Source organism: Marinobacter sp. DSM 26671 (assembly GCF_900112835.1).
GTDB classification, from domain to species: Bacteria; Pseudomonadota; Gammaproteobacteria; order Pseudomonadales; family Oleiphilaceae; genus Marinobacter; species Marinobacter flavimaris.
Genome location: NZ_FONF01000051.1, coordinates 1 through 5,637, shown reverse-complemented (window position 1 = coordinate 5,637; position 5,637 = coordinate 1). Strand labels below are relative to the sequence as shown.

Here is a 5,637-nt window from a genome sequence, read left to right as displayed (position 1 = left end):
CGGCACCACCGAGAGGAATGCCGAACAGGTTTTCAAGCATCGGGAAGATGTCGCCTGACAGATCCAGGCCGAACATCTGGTTGCCGATGTCCATGGGAAAGTAGCTGTTGTCGATGCAGACGGGTGATCGGTTCAGGTACCGGACCCGCTTCACTTCGACGCATTCGTCAGCCGACTCCAGGTCCAACGCTGCAGCCACTGCTTTTGGTGCTTTCATCTGTTGGATGCTAAGCACCCGTGCAGACGCCTCATAGCCTTGGGCAGCCATGGCTTCGCCAAAACCTTCCAAGCGCTGCACGTTCTGCACAGCCTTGGGTTTGCTGACGAAAGTGCCCTTGCCCTGGGCGCTGAATACCAGGCCTTCGTTATGAAGGTCCCGCAGGGCCTGGCGGATGGTGATCCGGCTCACCCCATAGGTATTCATCATTTCGTTTTCCGACGGCAGTCGCTCGTGTACCTGGTAACTGCCATCCAGAATCTGCCGGCGCAGGCTGTCGCGAATCTGGACGTACAATGGCAGGGGCGATTGCCCGGCCATTATTTGGGTCACGTTATTCATCACGCATCCCTCTGCTTGTCATGACAGGTCATGGCGAGTCGGGGCGAGTTCAGGCCTGAATAGCGCATGGCTTCACCCCTTTCCGTTCTGCTGTTTAAAGGCATTGAGGGTTTCCTTGCGGATCAGGTCTAGACACTGGCGCTTGAGGGCCATGAATTCCGGGCTGGTCAGCAGGGACTGCTCCCTGGGCCTTGGCAGGTCAACATCAATATCGGCGATGATTTTTCCGGGGCTTGCGCTCATCACCACAATACGGTCGGACAGGAACACGGCCTCGTCGATGTCGTGAGTTACAAACACCACGGTGTTGCGGAATTCCCGCCAGATCTCTAGCAGGTTTTCCTGCATCATGACGCGGGTCTGGGCGTCCAGGGCACCGAAAGGTTCGTCCATCAGTAACACGCTGGGGTAGTTGGCCAGGGCGCGGGCAATCCCCACCCTTTGCTGCATACCGCCCGATAAGGTGTTGGGATAAGCATTTTCGAAAGCCGCAAGGCCGACCAGCGACAGAAAAGTGCGGGCAACGCTACTAGCTTCCTGGCTGCCGACACCGGACATCAGCGGGCCGAATGCCACGTTTTCCTTGACGGTTTTCCAGGGAAATAGTGAGTGCTGTTGAAACACCATGCCGCGATCCGGGCCGGGCTCAGTCACAGCTTCACCGTCCACTTTCACTTCGCCGCTGGTCGGTTTCACGAAGCCCGCTATGGTATTCATCAGCGTTGATTTGCCGCAGCCGGACGGGCCAAGCAGGCAGATGAATTCGCCGGGGCGAATTGTCAGGCTGGCATCCTGAACGGCGACATGGGGGCCGCTGGCGGTATCGAAGACGATATCCACGTCCCGGACGGAAATTCTGCCGCGTTCGGCTCCGGGCTTGCCGGATTTTGCCTGCAGCCGACTGTGGTCCAGCACCGCAAGGCGGTTGTCGTTTGCAAGAGCCTCGTTCATGACCGGCCTCCTTTGGCTTGCCACTTCAGCAGCGGATTGCAGCCCTTACGCACCAGCAGGGTACAGAGGGTTCCCAGGCCGCCGATGGTGAGCATGCCAATGATGATCTGCGGGTACTGGATCAGGGTGTAGGAATTCCAGGTGTAGTAGCCGATGCCGTACTGGCCGCTGATGATTTCGCCGGCCAGCAGCGAGAACCAGGCCACGCCCATGCCAATGGCCAGACCGGCCACGATTGATGGCATGGCGCCCGGCAGTATCACGTGCCAGAGGATGGCTGTCCTGCTTGCACCCAGACTCCGGGCGGCGCGAACCAGTACACCGTTGGTTTGCTCAACACCATGAACTGTATTCAGAATCACCGGGAACAGAGCTCCCAGGAAGGTGATAAAGATGATGCTGGACTGTTCGGTTGGCAGCATCAGAATCGCCAGGGGAATCCATGCAACCGCCGGAATCGGCCTTAGCAGCTCGATGTAGGGCATGATGATGTCTTCTGCCCAGCGGGAGCGCCCCATGGCCACACCCAGCAGTATTCCCAGGACGACCGCCAGCACATAGGCGATAGCCACACGTTCAAGGCTGTGCAGAATATGCAGGTAGAATTCCGTGCCTGTCAGCTCCGCGATCAGCGCAGTGCCCACAACAGAGGGGGCCGGAATATTGTCAAAATTGATGTAAAAGTCGAAACCCTTTGTTGACGCCAGTTCCCAGAGCAGAACGGCAACGATCAAGGCTGCGATTCTCACCAGGTAACGGGGGCCAATTGCCTTCAGCCAGGTGGCGGAAACGCCGGGCACGGTCGCGGTTTGCTGCTCCAAATGCGAGGCCGCGGGTACTGACTCTTTTGCGACCTTTCCGCCCAAAGCAGGGGGCTCGACTGCCTTTGCCGGCGGCTCGGCGGTGCGTATTGCCGCGCTGGTTTTGCTATCCATCGTTCTTGCTCCTCAGATCATTACCGGGCGGGCGCTTGTGGCGGCCGCCCGGCAAAACATCAGTTCGCCATTGCTAAGGCTCGTAAAGGGGTAACCGGGGTGCCGCCGTTATCAGCAATGTATTGTTCTGAATCCGCTTTTTTGAGGAAGGCCACAACTTCACCGTCGTCACCGCGCACCATGAAGGACGCCTTACCGAAGAGCTTTAGACCGGTCAGGTTGTCGTAGACGTAGGTGGCGTTGATTTTTTCGCTCGACGCTTCCATGGCTGCCAGCATGTCGGCTATGGAGTCGTAGGTAACGATGCCTTTGTCGGCAAACCAGATTTCGGCAGGCGCAAATTCAGGATTGTTGGGCTGGGTTTCCACAACCGAATTCACCAGGGCGTCGTAGTCCATGTCCATGGTCTTGTAAGCGGCGCGCAGATGGGTGTCGTCAAGCCAGCGGTCGAAATCCAGGTTCGGGATGCCCACTTCGCGCTGCAGCAGGGCGTGGTCGTACTCCAGAGCGTCTACCCATTCCGGCTTGATGCTGGCCTCAAAGGTGGTGATGCCGCCCTCACTGAAGTAGAGATAGAGCACCTCTTTTTCCACTCCGGTCCATTCGGAGACTTTCATTGCGGCTTGCATAGGGTCATCCTGGATCCATTTCTGGGCTTCCAGAGTAGCGGTCAGATAGCCTTCCACTACTTCCGGATATTCATTGGCGAATTCCTGGCGTACCACGGTGCCGTGAAAGGTGGGGATTCCGGCTTCACTGCCGTCGTAGATTTTCCGGCCAGTCTCGCGGAACTCCATGATTTCAGACCAAGGGCAGAAATCGGCATGAGCATCAATCCGGCCAGCCTGTATATTGGCGGCACCAACGGCGGGGCTTTGGTTTACGATCTGGACCTTGTCGCTCAGGCCTGCTTCGCTCAGTGCCTTGAGTGTCATGCCCCAGGCTGCACTGCCAACGGGTACCGAGAGGGTTTTGCCTTCCAGGTCCGCGAGGGTCTGCGTGTCGGAGTCGATGGGCACCACGATGCCGTTGCCGGTGCCGCGCAGGTTGTAACCGGTCACCCCGATAAAGCGTGTTTCCTGCTTGCCGGTCTCCTGGAACTTGGCGCCATTCACGATCAGGGGATAATCACCCATGACGCCGAAATCCAGCTTGCCAGCCAGCATCTGGTTGGTGATGGGTGGCCCGGAATCATAATCACGGTAGATAATTTCGTACTCTACGTCTTCGTACTTGCCGGTGGTGGGCAGGTGTTTTTCGAGCAGCTCCAGTTTTTCAAGGATGATGCCGCCAGGAATGGTATTGGTCACCATGCTCTGGTGGCCAATACCGATACGGATGGTTTCTGCGGAAAGAGCGCTGGTAAATAGCGCTAATGATCCGCAGAGCGTAATCGCCGTAAATGTTCTTGAAACTCTCATCGTCTGTTCCTTCCCGTTTTGATTTCACTTGTACTAACAAGTCATGACCCGTAGTGAGGGTGTTGCACCTGCTGTGCCAAAATCAGGAAGTCGGTTTGAAAGTGATTGTTTTTATTGGCTTTTTGGAAGCAGATCTGCAAGAAACGACTAAAAAGTGAACGATAGTTCAGCGCTCGTGTTTGGTGCGGGTGGGTCTGGTCGGTGCAAGGAAAGCGCAAAGCGATTTGCGGCTGCTATAACAAGTAGTGCAAGTTCGTTGTGCGGAAAATTGAAGGGAGAATTACCATATCGGAATTTAACGATGAGTTACCTGCACCGTCAGTGATTATGTTCTGCTAACAGCAGCGCCTGGTAGGCACGACGCCCTGTTAAGCACCATGGAAGAGATGCGGTCGCAACTGGAAGCGTTGGGTCTGGCAGAACGACCTATGCCAGAAGACAAATACCGATGTGCTGATTGGTTTCAGCTTAAATTTCGGCTGGCCTGCCTCATTCATCCGCTCCATCGCCTGCTGGCGTCTGCCTCGGCCGAAGCGCTACCACTGGCGGAAACGCCGTTGCGGATACTGGCCTGTGCTCTTATATTGGCTTTGGGATTGGCCGAACTTTCAGCGGCAAACGCGCCGCTTAAAAAGATTGGACTCTTTTTTGCGGACTTCGAAGCCATGCCTTTCAGCTTCACGGCCACGCACAAGGCGACCTTCTCTTCCTCGCCAGCCGGAATATCCGGATCCAGCGGGTTGGTTGAGGAAGACTAACCGATGGCCACGATTTCCGTGATCATGTTGATCCAGTCCAGCTCGTTGATCCGGTTGATAAGAGCTGTCTGAAGGGGCTAGCTGAGATTCACCATCATCGTGTTTTCTTCGGTCTGTCAGAAATAGCTGTTTATAATTTTGAGGCCCAGCACCAATAGGGTTGAGAGCATCAGCAGCGTCGTCATCACATCAAAGAAAAGATCGGGCAGCCGGTTGGAGATCAGCTGGCCCAGCACTACGCCTGCCAAAGTGGGCAGTAGGTAAACGGTGATCCCGGCAAGCACCTCGTCGGACAGCCCGCTGAGGGCCACTGAAATCACCAGCATCCCGCTGTAGGAGCCCACCATCAGTGCGAACACCGTGGCGCGGACTCGGGCCGGATTCAAGCCACGGGATCGCAGGAACACCAGCGCCAGGGGGCCGGGCATGGCCAGAGTGGCGCTCATCACCCCGGATGCCATGCCGTAGAACAGGCTGGCCCGTTCCACTACCGGCTCCGCAGGTTCTATCACCGCCGGGCTGACGTCCCGTATCAGCACCGTAACGTACCGCACCAGGCTGTAGGCCAGCGCCATCAGTGCTGCCACGCGGATGGCATTGATTGATGCCACCAACAGCAAGGCACTGCCCACCACCAGGCCCGCCAGGGTACCAATGGCCAGGCGGGTCAGCTCGTAGGGCATAATCCTCCGGCGCACAAAAGGGGCAATACCCGCCACAATCAGCAACGTCAGCGCGCCTGTCATCTGGATGGCATCCACGGGCTCATAGTAGGCCAGAAGCAATGGCGCAACAATCAGACCGAAGCCCAAGCCAGTCGTGATCTGCACCAGGGCGCCGAGAAAACAGACAACCAGAATCAGGGGTTCCATGGACATAGTCGGGCCTAGAACATCCGCACGCTTTCAACACGGATGAATTCCATGCATTCACGTTTGATTTCCAGAAAATCAGTCTCAGAGGAGATCATTTGATCCGGTGGCCAGGGCAAGGAATTGGCATTGCCCTTCACG

At 56.8% G+C, this 5,637-nt stretch carries 6 protein-coding genes; 1 reads left to right on the top strand and 5 read right to left on the bottom strand.

Features of this window, described 5'->3' with window-relative positions; genetic code table 11:
• The 4 genes from BM035_RS21965 to BM035_RS21950 form a co-directional block, all read right to left on the bottom strand.
• A partial coding sequence (locus BM035_RS21965) for a GntR family transcriptional regulator (RefSeq protein WP_092034417.1) occupies positions 1-559 on the bottom strand: 559 nt, incomplete at its 3' end.
• Positions 560-631: 72 nt separating this feature from the next.
• Positions 632-1,510 (bottom strand): ABC transporter ATP-binding protein, encoded by an 879-nt coding sequence (locus tag BM035_RS21960; RefSeq protein ID WP_092034415.1) that lies wholly within the window; start codon positions 1,508-1,510, stop codon positions 632-634.
• On the bottom strand, positions 1,507-2,445 hold the full coding sequence (locus tag BM035_RS21955) for an ABC transporter permease (protein WP_092034413.1): 939 nt from the start codon (positions 2,443-2,445) through the stop codon (positions 1,507-1,509). Before BM035_RS21955 ends, BM035_RS21960 begins: the two co-directional genes overlap by 4 nt.
• Positions 2,446-2,504: 59 nt before the next feature.
• On the bottom strand, positions 2,505-3,866 hold the full coding sequence (locus BM035_RS21950) for an ABC transporter substrate-binding protein (protein WP_092034411.1): 1,362 nt from the start codon (positions 3,864-3,866) through the stop codon (positions 2,505-2,507).
• A gap of 377 nt (positions 3,867-4,243) precedes the next feature.
• On the opposite strand from BM035_RS21950, the gene BM035_RS21945 reads away from it, so the two are divergent.
• Complete coding sequence (locus BM035_RS21945; RefSeq protein WP_217646376.1) at positions 4,244-4,624, top strand: hypothetical protein; 381 nt, start codon at positions 4,244-4,246, stop codon at positions 4,622-4,624.
• A gap of 116 nt (positions 4,625-4,740) precedes the next feature.
• Here the strand turns inward: BM035_RS21945 and BM035_RS21940 are convergent, their stop codons facing one another.
• Positions 4,741-5,502, bottom strand: coding sequence for a sulfite exporter TauE/SafE family protein (locus BM035_RS21940; RefSeq protein WP_092034407.1), 762 nt, complete (start codon positions 5,500-5,502; stop codon positions 4,741-4,743).
• Positions 5,503-5,637 lie beyond the last annotated feature (135 nt).